Source organism: Parabacteroides gordonii MS-1 = DSM 23371, from assembly GCF_000969825.1.
Classification (GTDB): Bacteria; Bacteroidota; Bacteroidia; order Bacteroidales; family Tannerellaceae; genus Parabacteroides; species Parabacteroides gordonii.
Window position 1 is genome coordinate 286,220 of record NZ_KQ033919.1, and the last position, 26,893, is coordinate 313,112.

Below are 26,893 nucleotides of genomic sequence, written 5' to 3' on the forward strand. Positions count from 1 at the left end.
GGGATACCTTTTTTTATGCTCGTAACGGAGCTGTCTGTAAAAAGAAAGAAGATGTCCTTTGCAGGGCACCTTCTTTTATTATTCCTGAGTGGATACTTTATTAATAAGTAGTACCCTGGAAAATGTTTGATTGAGAATATGGAAGTAAAGTTCCATTCATTGTCAAGTCTCTTCCTGAGAAGTTAGGGTCAACTGTAACAGTTGCTCTGTTGCTACCGTTCATAAGAACCAGGTTCACAGTGGCAGAGATGAAAATACCCTGTACACTCATAGACAGGTAAACGTTGCCGTCTTTATCCTGTTTACTTTGTATGTTGGAAGCGCTACCCTGTACGGTAACACCACCTAAACCATTAGGACCTGGATACGGAGAGTTGGAAGCGATCTGAACCATTGCCTGTCCGTCATTCAAAGAGACGAAGTTAGTGTTAGAGTTCACATAGTAAACCATTCCGTTCATCGGTTGTACGGAGTTGGCTTCCAATACAAAAGACTGGTTGTTGATAGCTTGCAGAGCTGTGTTGAATTCCTGTTCATCCATGACAGCATCTTTTGCTTCTCTGGCTTCTTTCTTTTCTTTTCTTTCTAACTTTTTCTCTGCTTTTTCTGCGGCTTTACTCTGAGCCTGTGCATGTGTCATTCCCCCCATAACTAGAGTGAAAACGACGATAAAAGATACAATTCTTTTCATACGATTTAGTTTAAAACGTTTTCAAAATGTAATAAAAAAACAAGCAAAGGGTAAAAAGGTTTCTGGCAAATAAGCGAATACAGATACTATAACATTCTATCAGAGTTATTTGGTTAATCCTCATATTTATTATTGAAACTTTAATATTATAGCCATGTTGTGGGTGCGACAGGCTAGGTATTCAGCGAATTATCCAGTACATTTGTGGTCATATCAGATGATAAAAACGAGAAGATATGAAGATAGATGTTTGTTTTTCGCCGGCTCTGTATCCGGTATATCATAATCCGGAAGCGATTGTTGTGGTAGTGGATGTGTTTCGTGCGACAACGACGATGGCGGCTGCTTTTAAGAATGGCGTACGTAGTATCCGTCCGGTGGCAACAGTGGAAGAAGCGAAAGAATATAAGGAAAAGGGCTGGCTGGTAGGAGCCGAGCGAAATGTGAAACGTTGTGATTTTGCCGATTTCGGAAACTCACCGTTCGACTATACCCCGGAAATGGTGTCCGGCAAAGATGTTGTATTCACAACAACCAATGGAACGCGGGCTATCATGATCGCAAAGTCGGCTTACCGCGTAATCACAGGTGCTTTTGTTAATTTGCAGGCGGTGGCAGACTATTGTCTGTTTCATGGACGCGATGTCGTTGTGTTATGTTCCGGCTGGCAGGACAAGGTGAATATAGAAGATACCTTGTTCGGTGGCGCTTTGGTTGAGGTGCTTGTTAAAACCGGTAAATACGAACCGGCTACAGATGCCGCCGTCATAGCCCGCGATATGTGGACGAATAACAAAGAAAACCTGACCGCTTACCTCGATCCGACCGATCACATGGCCCGCCTGAAAGCAAATCATCTGGAAGATGCCGTACCTTACTGCCTCACACCGGATAGTGCCATTGTGGTTCCGGAGCTGACGATAGAAGGGGAAACTTTGGTTTTGAAGAAGGTTATTACGATTTGATAATACAGAAATGATAAATACAAATGGCTACAACAAATAAAATACGTTTCGGAGTAGTTGGAACGAACTTTATAACAGATTGGGTGATTGCCGGTGCACGGCAGGATGAACGTTTTGAACTGGTGGCTGTCTATTCACGGACACAGGAGACGGCGGATGCTTTCGCTGCCAAACATCAGATACCCCATACTTTTACTTCATTGGAGGAAATGGCGCAGAGCCCGTTGATCGATGCGGTATATATCGCGTCACCCAACTTCCTTCATGCTTCACAGAGTATTCTTTGTATGAAGCACGGCAAGCATGTACTGTGTGAGAAACCTTTTGCCTCTAATGCAAGGGAGGTAAAGGAAATGATTGCTGCCTCCCGTCAATATAATGTAACGCTGATGGAAGCGATGAAGCCGACGCTAACCCCGAATTTCCGGACTGTACGAGAGAATCTGCATAAGTTGGGAACCATACGCCGGTATTTTTCCTGCTATTGCCAGTATTCCTCACGTTATGACAAGTTCAGGGAAGGGGTCGTACTGAATGCTTTCAAGCCGGAGCTCTCGAATGGAGCGATGATGGATATAGGTATTTATACGTTGTACCCGATGGTGGTGTTATTCGGTCGTCCTCAAAGGGTGGAGGCTACGGGCGTCGTGCTTTCTTCGGGGGCTGACGGACAGGGTGCCGTCAATTTCGTGTATGAGGGGATGAATGCCACCATACTGTATTCCAAGATCGCTAACTCTTATCTGCCTACGGAGATACAAGGGGAGGAGGGGAATATCAATCTGGATCGTATCAATATAATAGGAAAGGTTACTTATACACCCCGTGTCCCGGCGGGTGCGGGAAAGACTGCGGTTTCTGAACCGATGGATATAAGTGCGGTGACGGATAAGAATGAATATTATTATGAGGTGGCTGAGTTTATGGATCTGATCGAGAACGGTAAACGCGAGTCGGAGATCAATAGCCATGAGAATTCATTGATTACCCTGGAGATTATCGACGAGGTACGCCGCCAGTTGGGGGTTGTTTATCCGGCTGACAGGTAGCGGATGGATTTGATAGAGATAGGTGTTTCAGTTCTTGACAGAGGTGAATGTAGAGTCGTTGGTAGGGGCGGTTCGCGAACAGCCCTTACAGGCGCCGTCATAATGGAACAGGCAGGTTCGACCGTAGGGGCGGGGTCTGCCCGCCCTTCTCCACCGGTTGTTATATTATTGTCGCAAAGGGCGGGCAAACCCCGCCCCTACAAAGCCTGTCATTTGGGTTCACATTTTTCTATAATCAAACTTCCCTAATAAAATACTTCACCAGGAACTCCCAATTATCATGAATGATAGCCTTACCGCGTTCATGGCTATGCAGGCTTTTGGTCTGTGCGTCGGCCAGCATACCGCGTTCTTCGAGGGCTTTCAGCAGATCCAGGCTGCAATGTTTGACGATGAAGAAGCCTAATCCTTGTTCGGATGCTTTCTTTTCGTCGTAGAAGGGGTTCTGTTTGTCTTTAATGAATTCGATGCCGTCGACTAATAGTTGAAGACCTTCTTTAGCAGAAGCGTATGCGGCAAACTTATCGAACTCGATACAATCGGCCAGCGGAGTGTATTCGCTCTCTTCCAGCTTCAACTGCCCGGAAGCAAAGTCGATGAACTCCTGTTTACTTTTCATGTAGAACAGCAACTTACCGTCAGCCATCTCCGTGAATTTCTTATAAATAGCCCGGTTACTTTCTTCCCGTTCCTGGATGGCCGGGTCGACAAAGCTTTCGGCACTCTCTGCACTTTCTACGAAGAAAGCATGGTTCGGGTGCGTTTCCGGCAGGATCAGCGACAACCATTTCGGGGAAGTGTAAGCCAGGAAAGCTGTCCGGTCGATATACGACATCGAGTTATGGATCGCCATAAGCGCCTCGGTGTTATTCCTGTTTTCCGGGCTTTGGCTCCAATACTCCTTCAACGTTTCACTAAGGTTGTATTTTGCATCGGTAGACAAGTAAGAGTCGTAATGGAACCAGTGCAACAGCGGAACATATTGCTCCGGTGTCTCGTAGGATGTTTCCGGGGCAAAGAGCAACTGCATCTTCGTGTTTTCGGGGGCGGTAGTCCATTCCTTGCAGAAAAGCTGGTAGATGAGGCGGGCTGTCTCTTCGGTTGTCGGGTTGTCCGGGTTGACGAACGTGCCCTTTTTCGCTCCGTGATACTGCTGGAGATAATGCCAGAGAAGGAAGCGGACATCTTCGAGGTTGGCTTCATCGTCGTAATAATGGTCGCTGACGGTATAGAAAGGAACGTAGTTGCCGGTCAGTTTCTTATATTCAGTGATGAATGCACGCCAGATATTCAGTCCCGAGATAACATCCTCGAAGTAAGCAGCCATACGCATACTAACCTGCAGGGCATCCTCTTTTTCAAAAGAGTTTACCAGATCGGTATGTTCCAGAATATCATGTATCTGGTTAGCCATACGTGTATAATAAAGGTCGATAGGGCCGGATTGTTTATAGGGATGCAGTTGCAGCCAGTCTTTCGGAAAAATCTTAGTGTTCTTCATAAGTTGTTTATCTGTTTAGAATAATAAAGGCACAAATGTAGTAAAAATAAGTTTATGCGGAGTTGATTGTCTCTCTGTCATTACAATGTAATCGAACTGTCACACACTGTGACAAAATCTAAACAACCCTGACATATTCCCCCTGTACTTTTGCTCCCGAAACAATCAAAGATGTAATAAGTATTAAGAATGAGTACTATAAGAGTTAGGGAAATAAAGAAACTGCTGATCCTGCTGGCCGGCTGTTTTATCTCATTAACGGCCGGGGCACAGACCGGTGTGATCTGCGGAACCGTGACCGATGCCAAATTCAAAGAACCGTTGATCGGTGCGACCGTATCTATCGAAGGGACATCCACCGGAGCTATCACGGATATAGACGGTAACTTCCGTATCGAAAAGGTGCAGCCGGGAAAATACACCCTGCAAGCCTCTTACGTATCTTATAAGACGGAAACGATCGAGGACGTGGCCGTCGTAGCCCACCAGGAAACTGTGTTGCGGATCGAACTTTCCGACGCCGACCTTCAGTTGCAGAACGTAGTCGTAGTAGCCCAACGCAAACTGGGGACGGAGACGGCGGTACTGAATACCGTCCGCAAGAGCCTGCCGGTAGTCAGCGGTATCTCCGCCCAGCAGATCAGCAAGACGCAGGACAGCGATGCCGCCGAGGTGCTTCGCCGCATCCCCGGTATCACGATCGTGGACGACCGCTTCATTGTTGTCCGCGGCCTGGCGCAACGCTATAATAACGTATGGCTGAACAACGCGACGACCCCTTCGAGCGAGACCGACAGCCGTGCCTTCTCATTCGATGTGCTGCCTTCTTCCCTGATCGATAATATGATGGTCTATAAGAGTCCGTCGGCCGAGCTGCCCGCCGATTTTTCGGGTGGGTTCGTGCGGCTGCTGACGAAGAATGTGTCGGAGGGGAACACCTTCAATATCTCCTATCAACTGGGCTTCAATACGAATTCCGCTTTCCGCGACTTCCAGCTCACCAAAGGGCATGCGGTGGACTACCTGGGGTTCGGTGCCGGTAAACGCGGCCTGCCCTCTAATACCCCCGCCCACCTGAACGACGTAAGCACTTCCGATGCCGCCGCCTTTACCCGCCGGGTGAATACGGGGTGGGACATCAGCCGGTTTACCGCACTGCCGGAGCAGAAGCTGACCTTCACCATGAACCGCCTGTTCAACCTCGGCGGCTGGAAGATCGGTAATATCACCAACGTGAATTACAGCACCGGATACGATTACTACGAACTGAAGAATAACAACTACCTCTCGTATAATATGACGGACGACCAATCGTCTTACCGTTACAAATACGACGATGTGCAGTATAAGAACACCACCAAGCTCGGTGCCCTGTTCAACTGGTCTTTCCTGAAAGGCAATAACAAATATGAGTTCCGCAACTTCTTCAACCAACGCGGAACCTCTTCCCTGTCGCAACGGCAGGGGACGGACTATTATTCCGAAGAGAATATCCGCAAATGGGAGTCGCTCTACACCGGGCGCACCACCTATGCGGGTCAGCTGGCGGGCGAACACCGCTGGCGGGAGGATGCCGACAAGCTGGACTGGACAGTCGGTTATGCCTATGCTGCCTACAAGGAACCCGACCGCAAGGTCGTGAAGTCGATGGAACGCAAGCAGGAGGAGGAGCTGAAGTATTACGTCTCCGACCCGACGCGTTACTACCAGGATCTGACGGATAACAGCTTCTCGGTCGGTACGAACTACGAGCATACGTTCACCGTCTCCGAACTCTTCAAGCCGGTATTGAATGCCGGGTTGTACGGCGAATACAAAGACCGTTCGTTCAACGCCCGCCGCTTCGTCTACAACCTGCTGGGGACTGGTTACAACCGCTTTGCCGAGTGGGATTACAGCTCGATCTTCACGAATGAGAATATCTCCGCTGACCGTATCTATATGAAAGAGAGCACGAACAAGAGCGACTCGTATACTTCCGACAACCTGCTGGGTGCCGCTTATGTGGCTGCCAAGCTGAACTACGGGGAGAAGCTGAACGCGAACGTCGGTGTCCGCATGGAATACTACCGGTTGAAGCTCGACGGCTACGAGTCGGACGGCATCAAGCCGGTGCATCTCGATCAGAGCTCGACCGAGTTCTTCCCTTCGCTGAATGTGGCTTACAGCCTGACGGACAAGCAGCAGGTGAGGGTGGCTTACGGACGGTCGGTGAACCGCCCCGAGTTCCGCGAGGTAGTACCTTACGTATATTACGACTTTACGCTCGACGCCAATATCACCGGAAATGTGGATCTGAAGAATGCCTATACCAACAGCGTGGATCTGCGTTACGAGTTCTACCCTTCGCCGGGCGAGACGGTTACGGTAGGCGGTTTCTATAAATACTTTGCAGACCCGATCGAGCAGACCTACAACGAAGCCGGTTCCGGCCTGCAATATACCTATCATAACGCCGACCATGCCAGGGCTTTCGGGATAGAGGTGGATATAAAGAAGCACCTCGACTTTATCGGCCTGAAGGAGCTGAGCTTTGTCTTCAACGGCGCTTATATCCATAGTAAGGTCTATTTCCCGGAAGGGGCTTTCGAGCGCGACCGGGCTATGCAGGGGCAGTCGCCTTACCTGATCAATACCGGGTTGTTCTACCAGCATGACGGCAAGGGGTTGTCGGCCTCGGTGCTCTACAACCGCATCGGCAAACGTATCGAGACGGTCGGCGTGCCGGCGCAGAACCCGAACGACGACATTCCCGACATCTACGAAATGCCCCGCAACTCGCTCGACCTGAGTTTCTCGAAGAGGCTGGGTAAATATGTGGAGGTGAAAGCCGGTATCAAAGACCTGCTGAATTCGAAGATCGAATACAAACAATTCCTGGAGCTGACAGACGGTGCCGGCGCGAAACGGGAAGTGGAACAGCTGGTGCGCAGCTACCGTCCGGGCGTGACTGTCAACCTGGGGGTATCCGTCAAGTTTTAATTAGTATCACTTATATACAAACTAAATTAGTTTTATTATGAACAAGTTTTTATTGAAAGGTGTGGCCGCCATGTTGTGCATGGCCACAATGTTTGGAAGCGTAGCATGTAGCGAGGATGATCCTGTTTCCGGAGGTGAAACACCGGAAACGAAAGATGTTATACTGGAGAATGAAATAACGTCTGATATGACTTTGAAGGCAACGGACAATAACCTGCTGAGAGGTTTCGTATACGTGACCGACGGTGTGACGCTGACGATCGAACCGGGTACGGTGATCAAAGGCGAGAAAGCCACCAAAGGTTCCCTGATCGTTGAACCGGGCGGTAAGATCATTGCCCAGGGTACGGCGGAAAAGCCCATCGTCTTTACTTCCGACCAGGCTGCCGGTTCGCGTGCGTATGGCGACTGGGGTGGCTTGATCCTGTGCGGTAATGCTCCGGTGAATGCCACTTCCAAACCGCAGATCGAAGGGGGCCCGCGTACCAGATACGGTGGCGATCAGCCGGAAGACAACTCGGGTATCGTGAAGTATGTACGTATCGAGTTTGCCGGGTATCCGTTGGAACCGAACAAGGAGATCAACGGCCTGACTTGCGGTGGGGTAGGTAGCGGCACGACATTGGAATATATCCAGGTGGCTTTCTGTGGCGACGACTCTTTCGAATGGTTCGGCGGCACGGTGAATGCCAAGCACCTAATCGCTTACAAAGGCTGGGATGACGAGTTCGATACGGATTATGGTTATAGTGGTAAGTTGCAGTTCCTGCTGGGCGTTCGCGACCCGAAGGTGGCCGATACATCCAAGTCCAACGGCTTCGAGTCGGATAACGATGCGAATGGTTCGGGCAATGAACCGTTGACAAACCCTATCTTCTCCAACGTGACGCTGATCGGCCCGTTCTATGGCGAGTCGGCTGGCAAAGCGGAAAGCGATATCCTGTATAATACGGAAGATGCTGCCAACGGTGCGAAGGGTGGACAGTTCCAGGCTGCCATGCATATCCGTCGCAACTCGGCACTGAATGTCTACAACTCTGTATTCACTGGCTGGCCGTATGGCTTGTATCTTCAGACTGCGAATGCGGGAGCTACGGTTAAGAACGTGATCTTCGCCGGAATGTGGGAGAACTTCAAGGATGATGCCAGCCAAAGTTACTTCGAAACAAACGGCCTGAACAACCAGGTATATGCTTCCAGCAACGACCTGATCGCCACGAATGCCGATTATTCTTCCGTTGTTGTGGATAAGATCGCCGGTGCCGACTTCTCCGATACCGCCCTGACCGATGCTTACTTCGACAAGGTATCTTACAAAGGCGCTTTCGACGGAACGAACGACTGGACAAAAGGTTGGGCTAACTGGGATCCGCAGAATACAACTTATTAATCAGTATGATAAGGAAACTACTAGTCGCTTCTACACTGATTGCCGGAAGTTCTCTGGCTATCCGGGCACAGGATCTGGTACTCAGTGAAGGGCAATATTATACGGATGCCACGCAGACAACCCCTTACACCGGACGCTACACCGAGTTCTACGACGACGGTATGCTGAAGATGGAGTTGTTTCTGAAAGACGGCCGTCCCGAAGGTACGTATGTCATTTATTATCCGGACGGAAAAATAGCTGAGGTTCGTTCCTATTACCAGGGAGTCTTCCACGGCGAATGGCGTACCTACAATGAAGCGGGAAGCCTGGTCGGTCTGGCCTCTTACAAGGACGGACAGAAAGATGGCCCCTGGCGCATCTGGAATGATAAAGGCGTGCTCCGCTTCGAAATGTTCTACACCCGCGGCAAGAAAAGCGGCGTTTGGCGAACATGGGATGATGAAGGGGTATTGCTGACGGAAGAAGAACAGAAATAAGAAGATAACAGACCTCGTAGGGGCGGATTTCAAATCCGCCCTTTGGGATCATATATTTATTCTTCCCCTTCTTCCGGCCCGAAATCGAACTCGAAATCGAATCCGTCCCCTGCACCGGGCTCGGTAAACTGCTCCAGTTCGCGGCGGTCTTTCTTCGTGGGGCGACCCATACCGCGGGCACGATCCACAAAGCCGGAGATACGGTTCATTTCCAGGATCTCGTATTGATCCGGAGTCGTTACATTCTCCATATAATCGGGAACCAGCTTGGCTCCCATGCGGCGTTCCGTCAGGGCCAGCACTTTGAAGGAGAAGGTGATCGGCGGTTTACGCACCTGTATGACATCACCTACCTTTATCATGCGCGAAGCCTTCACATTCACGCCACCGATCATTACCCGGTTCTTCTTGCAGGCTTCTACCGCAATAGTCCGGGATTTAAAGATGCGGACAGCCCACATCCATTTATCTATTCGTACTTCGTTCATACTATTACTTATTTGTTATTGAACTGGTTCATGGTGATCTGTACACCCGCCAGGCAAAAACTCTTGACTATCTCTGCCGCACGTTTCAGCTTTTCGGGCATAAGTTCCAGCTCTGCGGGAGGGAATTTACCCAATACATAGTCGATCTGTCCGCCGCGGGGGAAGTCGCTTCCTATGCCGAAACGCAGGCGGCAGTATTCCTGTGTGCCGAGAATTTGCTGTATGTTCTTTAATCCGTTATGACCCGCGTCACTTCCTTTGGGCTTCAAGCGTAAGGTACCGAAGGGGAGAGCCAGGTCGTCTACTACAACCAGGAGATTCTCGACGGGGATGTTTTCTTTTTGCAACCAGTAGCGTACGGCATTGCCGCTCAGGTTCATAAATGTGTTCGGCTTGAGCAGTATCAGGTCGCAGTTCTTCACCCGCATCCGGGCGATCGCGCCATAGCGTTCTTCCGTAAAAGGGACGCCGGCATCTTCGGCCAATGCATTTACGACACGGAAACCGATATTATGACGCGTTCCCCAATATTCAGGGCCGATATTACCAAGTCCGGTTATCAGATATTTCATAATTCTTTATCGTTATAATGATAAAGGGAAGAACATTCAGCTGAATATCCTTCCCTTTTATTTCTTTATCAAAGCCGGATCATCCTTTAAGGAATAACCGGAAACTTTAATTGACTAATTAGTTCGCCTTAGCCTGAGCACCACGAGCGGCACGAGTCAACTGAACGGCGCAAACAACAGCGTTCTTTGCATTCATCAGTTCCAGACCTTCGAAGTGTAAAGAGCCAACCTGCATAGATTTACCTAAGCCCAGGTGATCTACGTTGATAGTCAGTTTTTCAGGGATCTGAGTATAAATAGCTTTCACTTTCAGCTTTCTCATACGTAATGTCAGCTTACCACCGGCTTTAACACCTTCAGCGTGACCAGTCAGAACAACAGGAACTTCCATTGCAACCGGCTTGCTGTCAGAAACTTCCATGAAGTCCATGTGCATGATAGCGTCAGTTACAGGCTGGAACTGGATATCTTTAACAACAGCCATTGTCTTTTTTCCGTCGATGTTCAGTTCTACAACGAAAATTTCCGGAGAATAAACCAGCTTACGTACAGAGTCTACTGTTACAACGAAGTGAGTTACTTTTTCGCCACCGTATAATACAGCAGGGATTTCCTGATTTTTACGCAAAGCTTTCAAAGCTCTTTTCTGATCGGCAGAAGTAGCAGCTACTTCTCTACCTTTTCCTTCTAATTGGAATGTCTTCATTTTCTTTAATTAATTGTGTTACTCAAAATTAGTATATATGCTTCCTAATTTCCCATCACACGTACGGGGGTTAAAAGCGGTGCAAAGGTAAAGTTTTTATCAATACGTTCCAACAGTCTCCTGAATATTTTTTATATCCAGCAGATTACGGGAGAGGAGCAATGCTTCCGTATCGTCCCAAAGCCGGCCTTGCAGGGGGTGCCGGCGGATACGTTCCGCCAGTTTTTTCTCTTTGCAGTTGGCATAACAGCACCCGGTCTTACCGCTTACATCTGCCGACCGGGCCAGGTAAATGGCAGTGGCGGCACCCTGTTCCGGACTTTTGATGAAGGGGCGGAACAGGATATCGGTCAGCGGATCGAACCAGGCCTGCATCGTGATCATATTGGTACTGACAATTCCGGGGTCGGCCGCATTGACGGTAATGCCCCGGTCTTTCACCCGTTCGGCCAGCTCGCGGGTGAAAAGCAGTAACGCCAGCTTCGTGTTCCCGTAGACCGCTATCCGGGAGAAACGTCCGTTCTTCCCCTTACTGAAAAAGTCGGCCTCTATCTTGCCGATGGCATAAGTGCAGGACACCGTATTGACGATACGCGTACCCTCATGCATCAGGGGGAGGAGTTGCCGGGTGAGCAGGTAAGGGCCTGCATAATTCACGCTGACGATGGTTTCGAGCCCGTCTTCCGTTCGGCGTACCGGGGTGGTGAGCACGCCGGCGTTGTTCATCAGCCGACTTACCGGGCGCCCTTCGGCCAGCAGCCTGTCTGCAAATGCCTTGACGGAAGCCAGCGAGGCGAGGTTTATCTGCCGGATCTCGATCCGGTCGTTGCCTGTATCCTTTTTGATCCGGTCGCAAAGAGGGCGGGCTTTCTCCGGTTCCTTGCAGGCCATGATCACCGGATAGCCTTCGCGGGCCAGCGCTTCCGTGATCACCTGTCCCATGCCGCCGTCTGCTCCGGTTATAATGGCTAATCCCTTTTCCATTTATTTATATTCCAGTTTATCTATTTCTTTAATGATACTTTTCGGTAGGTTCTGCATATGCTTGTGGCAAGCCATTTCGAGCGAATACATGCGGGCGATGCAATAATTGCTGTGTCCGCAGTCGCAACGGGCCTGCTCGTCTTCCTTCATACGGTTGACGAATGCCGGATCGTTCAACAGGGCGCGTGCCATGCTGACGAACTCGAAGCCATGCCCCAGCACCTCGTCTATCTTTTCGCGTGAGACAAGTCCGCCGACATAGACCAGCGGCATTTTCAGGGCTGCCCTGAACTTCAGCGCATCTTCCAGGAAATAAGCTTCCTTGAACGGTTCGGTCGGTATCATCAGGTGCCCGGCCATCCGTACTCCGAGAGGGAGCCATCCGAAAGGCATATAATGGGTCATGGTGCGGATCGGCATGGCGCCGCGCATCACGTACATCGGGGCACGGCTCACGAAGCCGCCACTGAGTATCAGGGCATGTACGCCGCATTCGTTTTGCAGGGTGCGGGCTACTTCCAGCGTCTCGTCTGTCTCCATGCCGCCTTTGAAGCCGTCGCGCATATTCATCTTGACCAGGACGGCCATATCCGATCCGGCCGCTTTCATCACCTCTTCCATGCACATCTTCATGAAACGCATCCGGTTTTCGAGGCTTCCGCCGTATTCATCTTTCCGGTGGTTGGTGTAAGGGGAGAGGAACTGGCTGATCAGGTAGCCATGTCCGGCATGCACTTCCACGGCATCCATGCCCGCCTCACGTGCCAGGTGTACGGCCTGCCCGAAGGCTTTGGCCATAGCGGCGATCTCCGACTGGTGCATCCCCCGGACGAAAGTAGGCGAGTAGAGGTTGAAGCCAGTGGATGCCGAGATAGGGGTGCAGCCGCATATCTTCTTATGCGACATATTCCCGCAATGGCCGATCTGGATGGAGGCCGCAGCTCCTTCCCGGTGGATGGCATCGGTAATCTTTTTCAGTCCCGGAAGGATATCGGGACGCAGCCACAACTGACGTTCGAAAGACAGTCCGCTCTGTGTGACAGCGGCATAAGCCAGGGTCGTCATGCCGATCCCTCCGGCGGCTACGGAAGTGTGATAGTCATATAACATTTCCGACGGGGCGTTACCCGGGCACATGCTCTCGAACGCGGCCGCCCTGATCGTCCGGTTGCGGAGTGTTAGCGGGCCGATCGTGGCCGGGGTGAATAGTATAGATTCTTTGTTCATAATATATAGCCTGTAAAATTGACCGTAAAGGTAAAAAAAAACCGCAATCCGCCGTATCTCCGGAAGGAGATAAGCGGCGGACTGCGGCAAAAAACAACATGAAAACAACCTTAAGAAGCTATCTGAAGCCTACCCTAATCCGAAGGGATAGCTTCAAACAGAGGATCAGCCCCTGCCGGGCCAGCCGGCACAGGACGCGGATAAGATCTGGTAATTTCAGGCTTTTCTGCATCATCCGGTGAAGGTTTAAAGTGAAACAAAAAGTTAAGTAAAGCCAGAATGAACTCGATAATTCGCTTGAATTTGGACATGGTGGTATTATTTAATGTGAGTAATTTTACGAAAGCATCTCGATAACCGCCTGTATCGTTGCGGCGATATCGACCAGGCTCCGGCGATACGTTTCGCGGTCGTCGCCGTTCAGTTCGCTGATGTAGGGACTGTAGGCAATCTCGCGGGCGTAGGCCGTCAGGTCGTGGCTCACCTGCCAGGCAGAGCGGTAGTTGTTGCGGATCAGGCGGGCGAAGTCGAGGAACGAATTTTCGCGCGTGTCGTACCGGCGGAAATCCAGGGAGTAACCGGTGGTGCGGACGGTTGTCTTTCCACCATGCCAGTACTCGTTGCTACACCCGTAGGCTGTCAGGCCGAAGAAGTTGCGCCCGGCGGTGGCCAGGTTGCTCGTGCCCCAGCCACTCTCGAAAGCTGCCTGCGAGAGGATGGCCAGCGGGTTCATGTTGAAAGCAGCTCCCGCCGACACGGCGGCCGGCAGGGAGTCTTTGACGAAGCGGATTTGTTGAGCTGTCATGATAATTAGTAATTGATAATTAATAATTACTCGATGACGGGGCGATCGTCTTCGCCGCCACCGGGCGTTTCTTCTTTGCCGGTAGAGCCGGAGCTGATGCGCTCGAAGCTCACCTTGTCCAGTATCTCCTTCAGTGCGACGCTGGGGCGGAACACGATGCGGGGCTTACGGATCAGGGTGGCCTTGAACTCCTCTGTAGTCGGCGTTCCCCCGCTGCCTGCATTGATCTGGAAATTTCCCAACTCGCCCGCCTGCACTACCTCGCCGCGCAAAAGGGCTTCCTTCAGCACAAACAGCAGGCCATCCATCACCACATGCACGTCGCCCGGCGAAGCCGTTGAATAAGCGGCGATAGAGGTGCACATCTGTTTGTAGCTCATCACTCCGTTACTGTTTACCGAAGCGAAATACTTTTGCGCACCTTCGGATGCATCTTTCGACAGGTCTTTGCGCAAGACCAATTTGTACCTTACTGACATAACATTAAAAGATTAAGGGTTAGTGATCTGTGATTAGTATGATACAAAGATACAACCCCCTTCGCCCTTCATCCGGCCCAATGTTGCCGAAGGCAGCCCAAGTGCGGCATTTGAGGGTATTTTAGGATGTGAATTTCTTTGAAACCCTTTGTTTTCAACGTCTATATATTTGTTTTTCTCCCCCTTTTTCCTTACCTTGTAAGAGTTAACGAATAGCTGAAAAGTATGGAAGAAACGAGAAATTACACCCGCGTATGGGCCTTTTACGAGCTGGCCCTGTGCTACTTCCCCGAGTCGACGCCGAAGGTGGCTTCCGAGAAGCTCAGGCGGTGGATCAATGAGTCGGGCAACCTGAAAGACAAATTGCTCGCACTCGACTGGAAACCCGGCAAGAAACTCCTTACCCCTCGCCAGTCCACCTGCATTTTTGACCATCTGGGTGAGCCATGACCCGCCCGCGATTGATTACTTAATACACCATGAATTATGGATAATGAAAACGACCAATTATTTTCCTGCTACCGGAAGCTCTACAATCTCCGGGAAGACGGAAAAATGACACTAGTACAGCTGCGCGACGTGATTGCCGGCCCGAAACTGAAGTTGAAAACCCTCGAAATCCGCCGGCTCGATGCCGCAGGGGAAGTGGATAAGACAAGGAAAAAGAAGCTGTCGCTCCCGACCTTTGCCGTCTCCTTCCTCTTTCCCGACGAGCGCTACAACGACCAGGCCGCCGAACCCACCGGCTATGTGCTGGTGGATATCGACCAACTGTCGGGGCCCGTGGCCGGCTACTTCGAGCAATGCAAGTCGCTGCCCTTCCTCGCCCTGGCCTACGTCAGCGCCCGCGGAAAGGGCGTGCACCTGATCTGCCGGGCCGAGACCGACGCCGCCACACACGCCGACGTCTGCCGCGCCCTCTACGACCTGCTCGAAGCCACCCTGGGTGAACCCGTCGACCGCAACTGCACCGACCTGACCCGCACCAGCCTGCTCTGCTGGGATGACGGTTGCTACTACAACCCCCGTCCCGAAGTGTTCCGCCTCGCGCAGCCACCGGCAGCCGGTAAACAGTCCCCGGCCGCCACCGGCTACCTGCCGCCTTCCGAAGCCGACCGCCTTGCGCTCTACCTCGACCGGGTGGATGCACGCGTCAGCTGGCAGAAAGGACAGCGGCATATGCAACTCGTCAGCCTGGCCTACTCGCTCAACCGCGCCGGGTTCGACCGACTCGCGGTGGCGCAGGCCTGCATCAGCCGCTATGCGCAACGCGATTTCGACGACCGCGAGATCGGCCGTGTGATCGACTCGGTCTACACGAAGTCGCAGGCCGAACACGGCGTGAACCGCCGCGATTACACCCCGCCCGCGCGACCCCTTAGTGACACTAATGTCAATCGTGCCACTAGAGAGTCTCCTTCCGTCCGTAAAACCGACCCCGCAGAGGAACGTTTTGATACTGAGGAAGATAAAGGCCTTACCCCCTTCTTCGACTATACCCTGTTCAGCCAGGCGCCCCGTCTCTTGCAGGACATGCTGCGTCCCGACCTGACCGGACGCCAGCGCGACATCGCACTGGCCGGGGCGCTGGTGGCTTTATCTACAGTAACCCCGCGCGTCACCGGCCAGTATCACGGCCGTCCCAATGCCCCGACGCTCTATCTCTACGTTGTGGCCTCGCCCGGTTTCGGTAAGGGTATTCTCCAGGAAGTGCGCAAAGCCCTGCTTGTCTGGCAGCAGTACATACGCGACAACTCGCGCATGCGCGTACAAAAATATGAAGAGGAGCTCGAAGCCTATAACCATCATAACACCGCGGCACGCAAGGCCGGCAAGATCCCCATCCTGCCCCGTCCCCTGGAAGTGAAACAGATGGAGCTCGACATCCCCGGCACCATCACCCAGGCCAAGCTCACCGAGCTGCTCAAAACCAACGAGCATTATCCCGGCCTGATGTGTGAAACCGAGATCGGTATCCTGGTAGATGCCACCGGACAGGAGTACGGCAAATACATCTACCTGCTCAACCAGATTGCACAACACGAAACGATCGGGCGCGGCTCCCTGCAAAACAGTGTCCTCTCCTGCGACTTCCCCCGGATGTCGCTCCTTACCAGCGGCACCTTCGGACAGTTCACCGACCTGATACGCGGTACCGACGACGGACTCTTTTCCCGCTTCCTGGCCTACACCATCGACGAGGCTCCCGAGTGGAAAGACCTGACCGATATCGACGACGACCCCCATACGGGTAGTTACTACCCCGCCCTGGGCGAACGCATCAAACTGACAGGTATCTTCCTCGACGAACATGAGACCTTTGTCTGCTACACCGATGCGCAGCGCAAACGGCTGAACCGCCGCTTCAGCGCCATGTCGAAAAAAGTGCGCTGGTTCAAGGGCGACGACGAGCTCAGTGTGATTCACCGTCTGGGGAATATGCATTTCCGCATCTGTATGCTGCTTACCGCCCTGCGCAAGGCCGAGGCAGGGAGCGAGGTGGAGAAGGTGCGTGTGCTGGATGTCGATTTCGATTTGGCGATGATGTTTGTCCTCACTTTCCAGAAACATATACAGGCATTGGCTTCGTTGTTGCCATCCGGAAAGATACGGGACGAGTTTGTCGATTCCGATGTTTACGAACGGTTCTACCGGTGTCTGCCCGACGGCTTCCCGACGTCGGAAGCCGTTGCCCAGGGCGACTCGTCGGGCGTGAAGGAGCGGACGGTGAAACGCTTGCTAAAACGTTGGAGCAAAGATGGTTTGCTGGTACGTCTCTCACGTGGCAATTACCGCAAAGGCGACTGCCGGCTCGACGATTGACCTACGTTAGTGTCTATTGGCACAAGTGGCATTAGTGTCACTAATGACCCGAAAAAGCGCAAGTTTTTCTGTCAGAAAGTGCACGGTTTCATCCGAAAAAGCGCAAGTTTTTCTGTCAGAAAGTGCACGGTTTCATCCGAAAAAGCGCACGGTTTTAGGAAATGACTTGCGGGAAGTGTTATTTTTGAAGTTATATAGCTTTATCGCGTAGCAAAATGAAATGACTAGATTAAACGATCGTTTTTTCTCGCCATGAATTTGCAACAAAAGTAATCAAACCTTTTTTTCTCTCCAAATCTTATCAACAGAAAGATTTTCAATACATTGAATATCCATTTTTCTGAAAATACAGCTTTATCATGTAACCTCTTGAAAGTGACTAGAAAAAACGATCGTTTTTTCTAGTCATACTTATTTTGTTAAAAATAAAAATGTACTGATATACAGTGGTATACGTTGGTTAATTGCCAATGAGGTTCACTTACTTCCTCCTGAAATGGATAGGGAGTGTGTAATATTCGAATATCTAACAATAAATTATTAATAATTATGATGAAACATCTATTATCATTACTCATTCTTTGCACCATCCTTTTACCGGCCGGAGCAGCAGAGACAACGTACACGCGAACGTACGATATTAATGCCGGGTCTGTGACTATCGATGCTGCCGGTACTTACCTGATAACAGGTACAGGGGCAAAAACAACAAACACGATCAAGGTCAACGCATCAGGCCAAACAGTGAACATCACGATCCAAAGCATACATATTGAAGCTGACTTTTCTGTCGGTTCTCTTTTTGAGATTATAGGAGGAACGGTAAACTTAACGTTGTCCGGAACTAATATTTTAAGAGTGACGGGGGATGGAGAGTACGGGAAAGAAAAAGCAGCCTTGCATATTTCCGAAAACCAGTCGCTCACTATAACGAAAGAAAGTGACGGGGCAAGCCTGACGGTGGATATGGGAAATGTCTGGGCGAGTGCCATAGGTGTAAACTATGAAGAGTTTACTTCTCTAAACTTTTATGGAGATCTAACTATAAATGGTGGGGCAATAACTGCTATAATTCCGGCATATGTTCCGGCAATAAGCGGTTCTAATATTACTATTAACGGAGGATATATTGTGGGGGATGTAAAAGAAAGTAACTTTGACGGGTGCGCTCTCCAGAGTTCTAATAAAATAAAAATAACGGGCGGAACTGTTATTGGTAAATATGGAGATTACCCGGGTTTTATCGACGGGGGCGTTCCAACTATTATCATCGGTGGAAGCGTATGGGCAAGCATGGAAGGTCAGTTTTCAAATTTTCAAGACGAATCAAACAACAAAGTGGTTATGAAAGAGGTTACTGTCTCTTCTGCCGGAGTCAAAGTGACAGGGCTGGATGGTGCTTCCGGTTACGCGACTGATGATATGTATGCTGATGAAAACGGCAAAGTGTACGTATGGCTGCCCGAAGGTAGCGAGACCCCTACTATTACTACTAGCGTCGCCCCGTCTTCATTCAATCTGACCGTTACGAAGAACGGTACAGTCTGGAACGATTATGCGCACGAATATGCAATAATAAATAAAGAAACGTCGGCTGCTCTTTCGCGGATCATTGGCGGGAAAGTCTATTGCTATGACCTGGAAGATAAAACGTATACCTTCTTCGATGGTGTTCTGATTTCGCGAACGGATATAACTGTTAGCGGCGGCGCGGCAACCGTCGGTTATTTATCTGCCACGTTCGATACGCAGGGAGGATCGGCTGCTCCGGAGGAACAACTGTTCTTTCCGGGTGCGAAGGTGAACCGCCCTGTCGACCCGACAAGAGAGTTCTATGTTTTCAAAGACTGGACGACGGAAGCCGGAAAGGCGGAAAAAGTATGGAATTTCAATACGGTTCCAACAGGGGGGACTTCCCTTTATGCTCTTTGGGTAGCCAACAAGATCGCACTGAAAGGTGATGTGAGCCGGGAAATAAAAGGTACTTATGGTGCGGCTATTTCCGAATATAAACTTTCTACCCTGATAGACGACTCCGATAACTCGGGAGCGAAAACATATTCCGTAAAAGAGGGTAGTGTATTGCCTGCCGGTCTGACGCTTTCCGTCGATAAGATAACAGGTACTCCCACAACCGCCTGTACCGATAAAAAGGTGACTGTCACTATCACAGCCGTCAACGGCGAAACAGCCGATGTGGAACTGACATTCAATATAGCCCGGGTAACACCGACTCTCACGTTGAATGGTAAAACGGCTTATTATACCGGCGAATATATCCGTATCGAAGCTATTCCCGGCAACGTATTGAGTGCGGATCAAGAGGCTTTCCTGAAGGCTGTGCAATATACGTATGTATTACAGCCGGGTAATGCTCCTGCCCCAAAAGCGGAAACAGCCAATAAGGGTGTGATCGAGGTTGGCGAATATAAGGTCACTGCCGTTTACCCGGAAAGCGACAACTACAGCTCTGCTTCTTCCTTCGAAGCTACTCTGACAATCAATGCATATACTCCCGATGCCGGAATAAAAACGACCGTGGAGGCGACGGAAGGGGATAACAGCTGGTATACCGGCGAAATTAAGTTCAATGCTCCGGCCGGCCATCAGGTTTGCCTGTTGGAAGCCGAATCGTTGGTTTCCGATCCGGTGGTGTCGGCTGCCGGCCTGTTGCGTTCCGGCAAAGCGGCTCTTGCATGGGACGACCATTTCACCTGGACAAACGATGGTGAGTTCTCTATCAGTTATCTGCTGAAAAGTACGGCAGCCGATGCTACTCAAGGAGCTGTTTGTACCGATCGCCAGGCTATCACCGTGAAGCTCGATAAATCGGCTCCTGTGATTAGTGCGCCGCAGGGGTCGGGAAAAACAATTTCGGTTACTGTCACTGATAATATCAGTGGTATTGCTTCTGTCGAATGCAAACTGGACAACCTGGTTCAAGTAATATCAGGGTTGAATGCCGGTGATAAGTCGTATGTCTTGAACCTCCAGTCGGAATATGGTAATCATACGCTTTATCTCAAGGTGACTGATCGGGCCGGTCTTGTTGCGGAGCAGACTGTGACAGTGAAGCTGGAAGAGTCTCAACCGGAAACGCCGTCTATTCCGGATACTCCTTCGACGACTTACACGGTTATATTGCCGCAGGTGGAAGGAGCAGTGACTGATCCGGTAGCCGGTAGTTACGAGATCGAATCGTGGAGTGATTTCCATTTCACCTTGACACTCGATGAGGAGTATAGCCAGTCAGTCCCGGTTGTCGCTACCGACCGTGGCGAGACGATTGAGCCGCGTAGTAGTGACGGTACATACATTATCAAGCAGGTACGCCAGCCGATTGCGATCACTATCACTGGTATTGTGAAGAATCCCGACCCGGTAGCCAATGGACAGGTGGCTGCGGATGCGACGCAGGTCTGGACTTCGGGCGCTGTTCTCCATATCCATCTGCCGTCGCCCGAAGCGGTAGCGATCTATACTTTTACAGGCCGCCTGTACAAAGCATACAGCACCCTTTCCGACGACACCGCGCTCTGGTTGCCGCAAGGTAATTACATTGTCGTGACTGGCGGGGAACGGTTTAAGGTGCAGGTAGGAAGGTAATGTGAGACATAGGCAGTAACAAGAAGGGGACGTATCAGCAATGATACGTCCCCTTCTGCTTTGAAATTTACATGAACAACATCAATATCAGCTGCGTCGATATCACCCGGATAAACATGGACAACGGGTAGACAGTGGCATACGAAACGGAGGGCTCGTCGCCTTCTACCGTTGTGTTGGCGTAGGTGAGGGCCATCGGGTTGGCCATACTGCCGCAGAGCATTCCCACGTTGTGCCCATAGTCGAGCTTGAAGAACCGGGCAGCTATGAACCCGACGATCAGTACCGGAACGATGGTCAGCAGGAAGCCCAGGCCGATCCATAGCAGACCTTCGGCACGGAAGACCGTTTCGAAGAAGTGGGCACCCGAGTCGATACCCAGTCCCGCTAGGTAAATGACGATACCCAGCTGGCGCAACATCAGGTTGGCGCTCATGGTGGTATAGGTGGTCAGGTGGAAACGGGGGCCGAAAGCACCCATCAGGATACCAACGATGATCGGGCCGCCGGCGATACCCAGTTTCACGGGAGTACTCATACCCGGCAGCATGATAGGCAGCGAACCCAGCAATACCCCCAGGGAGATACCGATGAATACGGCCAGCAGGTTCGGGTTGTCGAGACGCTTGATCTCGTCGCCCAGTATTTTTCCGACATTGTTCACGGCATTCTTTTCGCCGACGATAGTCAGGCGGTCGCCGATCTGCAGGCGCAGGTTAGGGTCGGCAATCAGGTCGATACCCGCACGGTTTACGCGGGTGATATTGATGCCGTAGAGGTTACGCAGGCGCAACGAGCCCAGCTTGACGCCGTTCACCCGGTTGCGGGTCACGACGATGCGGCGGGAGACGAGTTGCGAGTCGATCGCGTTCCAGTCGATATCTTCCTTGTTCCAATCCACATTCTCCTGTTCCCCGAAAAGCGTCTTGATGGCTTCTACATCCGATTTGATGGAGATAATGAGCAAGTGGTCGTCCTGTTTCAGCAATGTATCCGAAGTAGGGATGCTCACCTTGCCGTTGTGCCATACGCGGGAGATAACGAAGTGTTTCTCCGTCAGCTTCATGATGTCTTTGATGCTCTTATTGTAGATGGCAGGGTTGCTGATATGGAACTCGGCCACGTTGGTCGTGGTGTCTTTTTGTTCTTTGCTATGGTTCTCGTTCTTGTCGGCAAAGAGCTTCTTCATGATGATAATGGCGAGTATCACCCCAACCACTCCCAGGGGATAGGCAACGGCACAGGCCAATGCCATGTCGGTCACGGTCTTTGTGCTGGTAGGGTCTACCTGCAAGAGGGCTTGCTGGGCGGCACCGAGGGCAGGGGTATTAGTTACCGCACCGCACAGGAGCCCGACCATATTAGGAAGTGAGACGCCCGTCGTCCAGTGTAATACAAGGGTGAGAATCAATCCCAGCAGAATGACCCCGAGCCCCATCATATTCATCGCCACCCCCCCTTTCTTCAGGGAGGAGAAGAACCCGGGGCCTACCTGTAACCCTAGCGAATAGACGAACAGAATCAAACCAAAGCTCTGGGCGAAGTAAAGCATATCTTTATTTACGACAATGCCGAAGTGCCCGGCCAGAATACCGGCAAAGAAGACAAAGGTGATACCCAGCGATATACCGAATATCTTCTGCCTTCCCAAGAATAGTCCCACGGCCGAAACCAATGAGATGATTATTACTGCCTGCAACATTGTCGGCTCTAAAAAAGCTTCCTGTAACCAATCCATACAAGTGTGTTTAATAATGGTGCAAAGATAGGAGTTTAATTTTGATGTCTGTTATTTCTATTCTAGTTATCTTTGACTACTCAAAAGAGAACGTTGATTTATGTCATTAAAAGTTATACATACCGCCGACTGGCATCTCGGCCAAACCTTCTTCGGCTACGACCGGGAGGAGGAGCACGATGCTTTCCTGTCCTGGCTGACCGATACCCTGACCGAACAGCAGACGGATGTCCTGCTCATAGCGGGGGATGTGTTCGATGTAGCCAACCCGTCCGCTTCGGCGCAACGGCGTTTCTTTCATTTCCTGAAGGAGGCGAACCGGCGCAACCCGCATTTGCAGATCGTTGTCGTTGCCGGCAACCATGACTCGGCCGCCCGGCTGGAATCCCCGATCCCTTTGCTGGAAGAACTGAATACCTCTATCGTCGGCCTGATCCGGCGGACGGAGACAGGGGAGATCGATTTCGACTCGCTTCTTATCCCTTTATATAATAAGGAAAGGGAGCGGGAGGCCTGGTGCCTGGCAGTCCCGTATCTCCGCCAGGGGGATTATCCGGCTTCGGAAGAGGGGCACGATACTTATATCGCCGGTATAAACCGTATGTACCGGCAGTTGTACGACTATGCCGATGCCAGGCGCAAGCCCGGTGAAGCCCTCCTGGCGATGGGGCACCTGCATGCCACCGGTGCCGAACTGTCGGACGACGACCGCAGCGAACGGATCATTATGGGCGGGCTCGAGTCTGTCTCTTCTGATACATTCGACGAGGGGCTGGCCTACACCGCGCTGGGGCATATCCATAAGGCGCAGCGCATCGGAGGGAGGGAGAACCTGCGTTATTCCGGCAGTCCGCTGCCGATGTCTTTCTCGGAGAAAAACTACCGTCATCAGGTTGTAGCCGTTACGCTGGAGAACGGGTGCCTGTCGGAGATCATCCCAGTGCCTGTCCCTTTACTGACGGACTTGCACCGGATACCGCAACAGCCTGCACCGTCGGAGGAGGTGATCGCACAGTTGGCGGAACTGCCTCTTGCCGGGACGGAAGGCTACGAAGACCCGAACCGCTGGCCTTACGTGGAAGTGCGTGTCCTGATGACCGAGCCTGATCCGGGCTTTCGCCATCGGGTGGAGGAGGTGCTGGCCGATAAGGCTGTCCGCCTGACTTCAATCGTCCCGTCTTATCCGAAACGGGAGGACGACGATACGCTACGTCCGCTTACCTACGGCGACCTGCAACGTATCGATCCGCTGGATATGCTGAAGCATGCCTTTACCAATAAGTATGGCGGCGAGTTGCCGGAAGATATTGAATCATTGTTTAAAGAAGTAATGAGGGAGGTTTCCTTATGAAGATATTAGCTATACGGGGGCGTAACCTGGCGTCGCTGGAAGGAGAGTTTGAAGCTGATTTTACGTCCGAGCCGTTATTGTCTGCGGGGATCTTTGCGATCTCGGGCCCTACCGGTGCCGGTAAATCAACGATACTGGATGCGATGTGCCTGGCTTTATTTGCCCGTACGCCGCGTACAGACCAGGCAAAAGAGAACAATGTGAAACTGCGGGATGTGAATGAGGAGGTGCTTCCCCAGAGCGACCCCCGCTTTTTGCTGCGCAGGGGGACGGCTTCGGGGTATGCCGAGGTGGATTTCCTGGCGTTGAACGGATACCGTTACCGCTCGCGTTGGTCAGTGGGACGTGCCCGCGACAAGGAGAACGGACGTTTACAGAGTCCCCGCGTTACATTACATAATATAGATAAAGAGGAAGAGGAGCAGGGAACGCGTTCCGAACTGCAAGCCCGTGTCGTCGAACTGATCGGCCTGACCTTCGAGCAGTTTACGCGTTCGGTCTTATTGGCGCAGAATGATTTTTCCACCTTTCTGAAAGCAGAACAGGGAGAGAAAGCTTCCCTGTTGGAGAAGCTGACGGGGACAGAGCTCTATTCTGCTATCTCGCGAACGATCTTTGAAAAGAATGCCGTAGCCAAAGAGGCCTACGATAAGATACAGGCCCGTATTCAGGGAATCGAACTGCTGACGGAGGAGGTGGAACAGGAGTTGCAGGCCCGCCTGAAGGAGTCCGAAACTTCTCTGCTGGCGTTGGAAAAGGCGAAAGCCGAACAACAGACATTGCAGGAAGCTGTTAAATCGACCGAGCAGCAGATCGCTACCCGGCAGACCCAGCAGAAAGACGCTGCCGCTAAACTGGAAAAGGCGACCGAACTGCTGAATGCCGCCCGGAAGGATTACGAGCAGGGATTGGTCGAGGAGCAACGTTCCGAATCGGAGTTCAAGGCTTTGCAACAGGAGTTACAGCAGGCTCGCGGACTGGATGTCCGTCTGGACGCTGCCGCCCGTTCCGTGGCCGATACCGAAACACGTCTGCGGGAGGCATTGGCACGGAAAAAGGAGGGCGAAGATAAGTTGAAAGCCGCCCAAACCCGTCAGCAACAAAGTACGGCGGAGATCGCGCGGTTAAGCGAATGGCGCGAACGTTATCGTAGTAAGGAGAGCATCGCCGAGCAGTTAACGGCTTTGCTGTTGCATCTCGATGCTGCTTCCGCTGCCCGTCAGGCTATCGAAAAGGCCGGTAAAACGATTGCGACGACAAAACAAACGGCCGAGCGTCTGGTAGCCCAGTTGGCTACTATCCGGCAGGCGGCGGAGACGAAGCGTGCACAGCTTCAAAAAACAGAGGAGATAATCGTCCGCTCGGAAAAGGAATTGAAGGCGCTGGATATTGCAGCGCTCGATAAGCAGATAGAGTCTGTCCGCCTGGAACGTGAAAACCTGTTGATCGAACAGGCACGGCAGGCGGCCAGCGGTGATGTGCTCGAACTGCGGAAGAAGTTGCAGGAAGGTTCTCCTTGTCCGGTATGCGGTAGTATGCACCATCCGGTGGTTACGCATCCGGCAGTGACTGAAGTACCGAAAGTCATCGCAGCACTGACCTTGCAACTCGAACAACTGAATGCCCGTAAAACAGCCTATGTCGGCAGTGAAAAGCAACTGAACCAATTGCGTCAGCAACTCCTGCAACTACATAAGGAACTGACCGAAGCCGATCATACCCGTACCGATTTGCAGGGACGTCAGAAGCTGGCGGAAACCCAGATCGCCCGGGAGGAGGCGATCCGTGCCGAAAGTCAGGAAACCCTTGCCAAATCATTGTCGGCCGCCAACCGTCTTTTCGGTAACGACGACTGGCAAAGAGGCTGGCAGCAAGACCCGGACTCTTTCCGTGATACGTTGACGACCTTCGCCCGTCAGTGGCACGACAATACGGAAAAACTTCAGCAGCTGCAACGGGAGCAGAGCGCTCAAAAGGCGGAATACGAATCATACGCCTCTTTCTTGCCTTCGCTTATCAAACAGGTGGAGGAGGTGACGTTGCTTCATGAGCAGAACCGTACGGCTCTGCTGGCTTTGCAGTCGGAACGTGCCCGGCTACTCGGTGGCAAGCCGGCCGATCAGGTGGAATCGGCGTATACCCGTCGGAAAGAGGAGCTGAAAGAACGGATGAAGCGTTTACAGACCGTCCAGACCGAACAGTCCGGTATTGCCGACCAGTTGCGGGGCATTGCCGGACAGATAGCGCAGGATCTGCAAAAGGCTTCCGACGATCTCGTCGTCCGACAAAAAGCATTGGCCGATTGGAACGAGACTTGGAATGCCGCTCACAACAATGAGCCGCTGGAACTCCTTCTTCCCCGCATTACTCAGGAAAAGAACGAATATGCTTTCCGCCTGCGTACCCAGGCCGAGAATAAACAGAAGATTGCAAGCCAGCAGGAGGAACTGAATGCCTGCCGCTTGGAAAGTGAACGCTGGGCGAAGCTGAATGAGCTGGCGGGCTCGGCCGATGGTGCCAAGTTCCGCCGGATTGCCCAAGGATATACGCTGGACGTATTACTCAGCTATGCAAATGTGCAGTTGCGTGACCTGAGCCGCCGTTACCGGTTGGAGCGGGTGCCTGAAACACTGGCTTTGCAGGTGATCGACCGGGATATGTGTGACGAGATCCGTACGGTGCATAGCTTGTCGGGCGGTGAGTCTTTCCTTGTATCGTTGGCGTTGGCACTCGGTTTGTCGTCCCTTTCTTCCAACCGGATGAAAGTGGAGAGTCTTTTCATCGACGAGGGATTCGGTTCGTTGGATGCCGATACCTTGCGTATAGCTATGGATGCGCTGGAAAGCCTGCGCACACAAGGACGTAAGATCGGAGTGATCTCGCATGTACAGGAAATGACGGAACGTATTCCGGTGCAGATACGGGTGAGCCGTGCGGGGAATGGAAGAAGTTTTCTGGAGGTTGTGTAAAAAGAGGAAGGTGTGTCAGAAGTCTGAATTAAGGAACGCAGACTTCTGATACACCCTCCTAAAGTATAATCGGGTAGATTTAGATATT

21 protein-coding genes are annotated in these 26,893 nt (G+C 51.6%); 10 read left to right on the plus strand and 11 right to left on the minus strand.

Features of this window, described 5'->3' with window-relative positions; genetic code table 11:
- Positions 1 to 100: 100 nt before the first annotated feature.
- Positions 101 to 691: a DUF4251 domain-containing protein gene (locus HMPREF1536_RS01240; protein WP_028727681.1), complete on the minus strand. Its 591-nt coding sequence runs from the start codon at positions 689 to 691 to the stop codon at positions 101 to 103.
- 236 nt (positions 692 to 927) lie between these two features.
- Here HMPREF1536_RS01240 and HMPREF1536_RS01245 point away from each other — a divergent pair, with 236 nt between their 5' ends.
- Together HMPREF1536_RS01245 and HMPREF1536_RS01250 are read left to right on the plus strand one after the other, a co-directional pair.
- On the plus strand, positions 928 to 1,656 hold the full coding sequence (locus tag HMPREF1536_RS01245; RefSeq protein WP_028727680.1) for a 2-phosphosulfolactate phosphatase: 729 nt from the start codon (positions 928 to 930) through the stop codon (positions 1,654 to 1,656).
- A 23-nt stretch (positions 1,657 to 1,679) separates the two neighbouring features.
- A complete protein-coding gene (locus tag HMPREF1536_RS01250) occupies positions 1,680 to 2,705 on the plus strand; it encodes a Gfo/Idh/MocA family protein (protein WP_028727679.1) in 1,026 nt (341 codons plus the stop codon).
- Positions 2,706 to 2,940: 235 nt separating this feature from the next.
- Here HMPREF1536_RS01250 and HMPREF1536_RS01255 read toward each other — a convergent pair whose 3' ends face one another.
- Positions 2,941 to 4,206, minus strand: coding sequence for a DUF3843 family protein (locus HMPREF1536_RS01255; protein ID WP_028727678.1), 1,266 nt, complete (start codon positions 4,204 to 4,206; stop codon positions 2,941 to 2,943).
- Between the two features lie 189 nt (positions 4,207 to 4,395).
- Between HMPREF1536_RS01255 and HMPREF1536_RS01260 the strand changes: the two genes are divergently transcribed.
- From HMPREF1536_RS01260 to HMPREF1536_RS01270, 3 genes are read left to right on the plus strand one after another with little or no spacing between them, the layout of a single operon-like run.
- Complete coding sequence (locus HMPREF1536_RS01260) at positions 4,396 to 7,188, plus strand: TonB-dependent receptor (RefSeq protein WP_044192102.1); 2,793 nt, start codon at positions 4,396 to 4,398, stop codon at positions 7,186 to 7,188.
- 37 nt (positions 7,189 to 7,225) lie between these two features.
- Positions 7,226 to 8,578: a hypothetical protein gene (locus HMPREF1536_RS01265; protein WP_028727676.1), complete on the plus strand. Its 1,353-nt coding sequence runs from the start codon at positions 7,226 to 7,228 to the stop codon at positions 8,576 to 8,578.
- 5 nt (positions 8,579 to 8,583) lie between these two features.
- On the plus strand, positions 8,584 to 9,057 hold the full coding sequence (locus tag HMPREF1536_RS01270; protein WP_028727675.1) for a toxin-antitoxin system YwqK family antitoxin: 474 nt from the start codon (positions 8,584 to 8,586) through the stop codon (positions 9,055 to 9,057).
- Between the two features lie 56 nt (positions 9,058 to 9,113).
- Here HMPREF1536_RS01270 and HMPREF1536_RS01275 read toward each other — a convergent pair whose 3' ends face one another.
- The 8 genes from HMPREF1536_RS01275 to HMPREF1536_RS01305 all read right to left on the minus strand — a co-directional run bounded on the left by HMPREF1536_RS01275 (position 9,114) and on the right by HMPREF1536_RS01305 (position 14,318).
- Positions 9,114 to 9,545, minus strand: a complete 432-nt coding sequence (locus tag HMPREF1536_RS01275) for an RNA-binding S4 domain-containing protein (RefSeq protein WP_028727674.1) — start codon at positions 9,543 to 9,545, stop codon at positions 9,114 to 9,116.
- 8 nt (positions 9,546 to 9,553) lie between these two features.
- Positions 9,554 to 10,117 carry an aminoacyl-tRNA hydrolase gene (pth, locus tag HMPREF1536_RS01280; RefSeq protein ID WP_028727673.1) on the minus strand — a complete coding sequence of 188 codons (564 nt, stop codon included), beginning with the start codon at positions 10,115 to 10,117 and terminating at the stop codon, positions 9,554 to 9,556.
- A gap of 118 nt (positions 10,118 to 10,235) precedes the next feature.
- Positions 10,236 to 10,823: a 50S ribosomal protein L25/general stress protein Ctc gene (locus HMPREF1536_RS01285; protein WP_028727672.1), complete on the minus strand. Its 588-nt coding sequence runs from the start codon at positions 10,821 to 10,823 to the stop codon at positions 10,236 to 10,238.
- Positions 10,824 to 10,922: 99 nt separating this feature from the next.
- Complete coding sequence (locus HMPREF1536_RS01290; protein ID WP_028727671.1) at positions 10,923 to 11,807, minus strand: SDR family oxidoreductase; 885 nt, start codon at positions 11,805 to 11,807, stop codon at positions 10,923 to 10,925.
- On the minus strand, positions 11,808 to 13,034 hold the full coding sequence (locus HMPREF1536_RS01295) for an NADH:flavin oxidoreductase (RefSeq protein WP_028727670.1): 1,227 nt from the start codon (positions 13,032 to 13,034) through the stop codon (positions 11,808 to 11,810). It lies immediately after the preceding gene.
- A gap of 134 nt (positions 13,035 to 13,168) precedes the next feature.
- Positions 13,169 to 13,345 (minus strand): hypothetical protein, encoded by a 177-nt coding sequence (locus tag HMPREF1536_RS27805; RefSeq protein WP_167331500.1) that lies wholly within the window; start codon positions 13,343 to 13,345, stop codon positions 13,169 to 13,171.
- Between the two features lie 26 nt (positions 13,346 to 13,371).
- The gene (locus HMPREF1536_RS01300) at positions 13,372 to 13,839 is read right to left on the minus strand and encodes a glucosaminidase domain-containing protein (protein WP_028727669.1); all 468 of its coding nucleotides are present in this window, start codon (positions 13,837 to 13,839) and stop codon (positions 13,372 to 13,374) included.
- Positions 13,840 to 13,865: 26 nt separating this feature from the next.
- A complete protein-coding gene (locus HMPREF1536_RS01305) occupies positions 13,866 to 14,318 on the minus strand; it encodes an HU family DNA-binding protein (protein WP_028727668.1) in 453 nt (150 codons plus the stop codon).
- 225 nt (positions 14,319 to 14,543) lie between these two features.
- On the opposite strand from HMPREF1536_RS01305, the gene HMPREF1536_RS26920 reads away from it, so the two are divergent.
- The 3 genes from HMPREF1536_RS26920 (at position 14,544) to HMPREF1536_RS01320 (ending at position 20,747) form a co-directional block, all read left to right on the plus strand.
- Positions 14,544 to 14,768, plus strand: coding sequence for a DUF4248 domain-containing protein (locus tag HMPREF1536_RS26920; protein WP_081693314.1), 225 nt, complete (start codon positions 14,544 to 14,546; stop codon positions 14,766 to 14,768).
- Positions 14,769 to 14,804: 36 nt separating this feature from the next.
- On the plus strand, positions 14,805 to 17,141 hold the full coding sequence (locus HMPREF1536_RS01315; RefSeq protein ID WP_028727666.1) for a DUF3987 domain-containing protein: 2,337 nt from the start codon (positions 14,805 to 14,807) through the stop codon (positions 17,139 to 17,141).
- A gap of 549 nt (positions 17,142 to 17,690) precedes the next feature.
- Entirely contained in the window at positions 17,691 to 20,747 is a 3,057-nt protein-coding gene (locus HMPREF1536_RS01320; RefSeq protein ID WP_028727665.1) for an InlB B-repeat-containing protein, read from the plus strand.
- A 67-nt stretch (positions 20,748 to 20,814) separates the two neighbouring features.
- Here the strand turns inward: HMPREF1536_RS01320 and HMPREF1536_RS01325 are convergent, their stop codons facing one another.
- Positions 20,815 to 22,485: a putative transporter gene (locus HMPREF1536_RS01325; protein WP_028727664.1), complete on the minus strand. Its 1,671-nt coding sequence runs from the start codon at positions 22,483 to 22,485 to the stop codon at positions 20,815 to 20,817.
- 100 nt (positions 22,486 to 22,585) lie between these two features.
- On the opposite strand from HMPREF1536_RS01325, the gene HMPREF1536_RS01330 reads away from it, so the two are divergent.
- Both HMPREF1536_RS01330 and HMPREF1536_RS01335 read left to right on the plus strand, forming a co-directional pair.
- Entirely contained in the window at positions 22,586 to 23,836 is a 1,251-nt protein-coding gene (locus tag HMPREF1536_RS01330) for an exonuclease SbcCD subunit D (RefSeq protein WP_028727663.1), read from the plus strand.
- Positions 23,833 to 26,805 (plus strand): SbcC/MukB-like Walker B domain-containing protein, encoded by a 2,973-nt coding sequence (locus HMPREF1536_RS01335; protein WP_028727662.1) that lies wholly within the window; start codon positions 23,833 to 23,835, stop codon positions 26,803 to 26,805. Before HMPREF1536_RS01330 ends, HMPREF1536_RS01335 begins: the two co-directional genes overlap by 4 nt.
- The last annotated feature ends 88 nt before the right edge of the window (positions 26,806 to 26,893 follow it).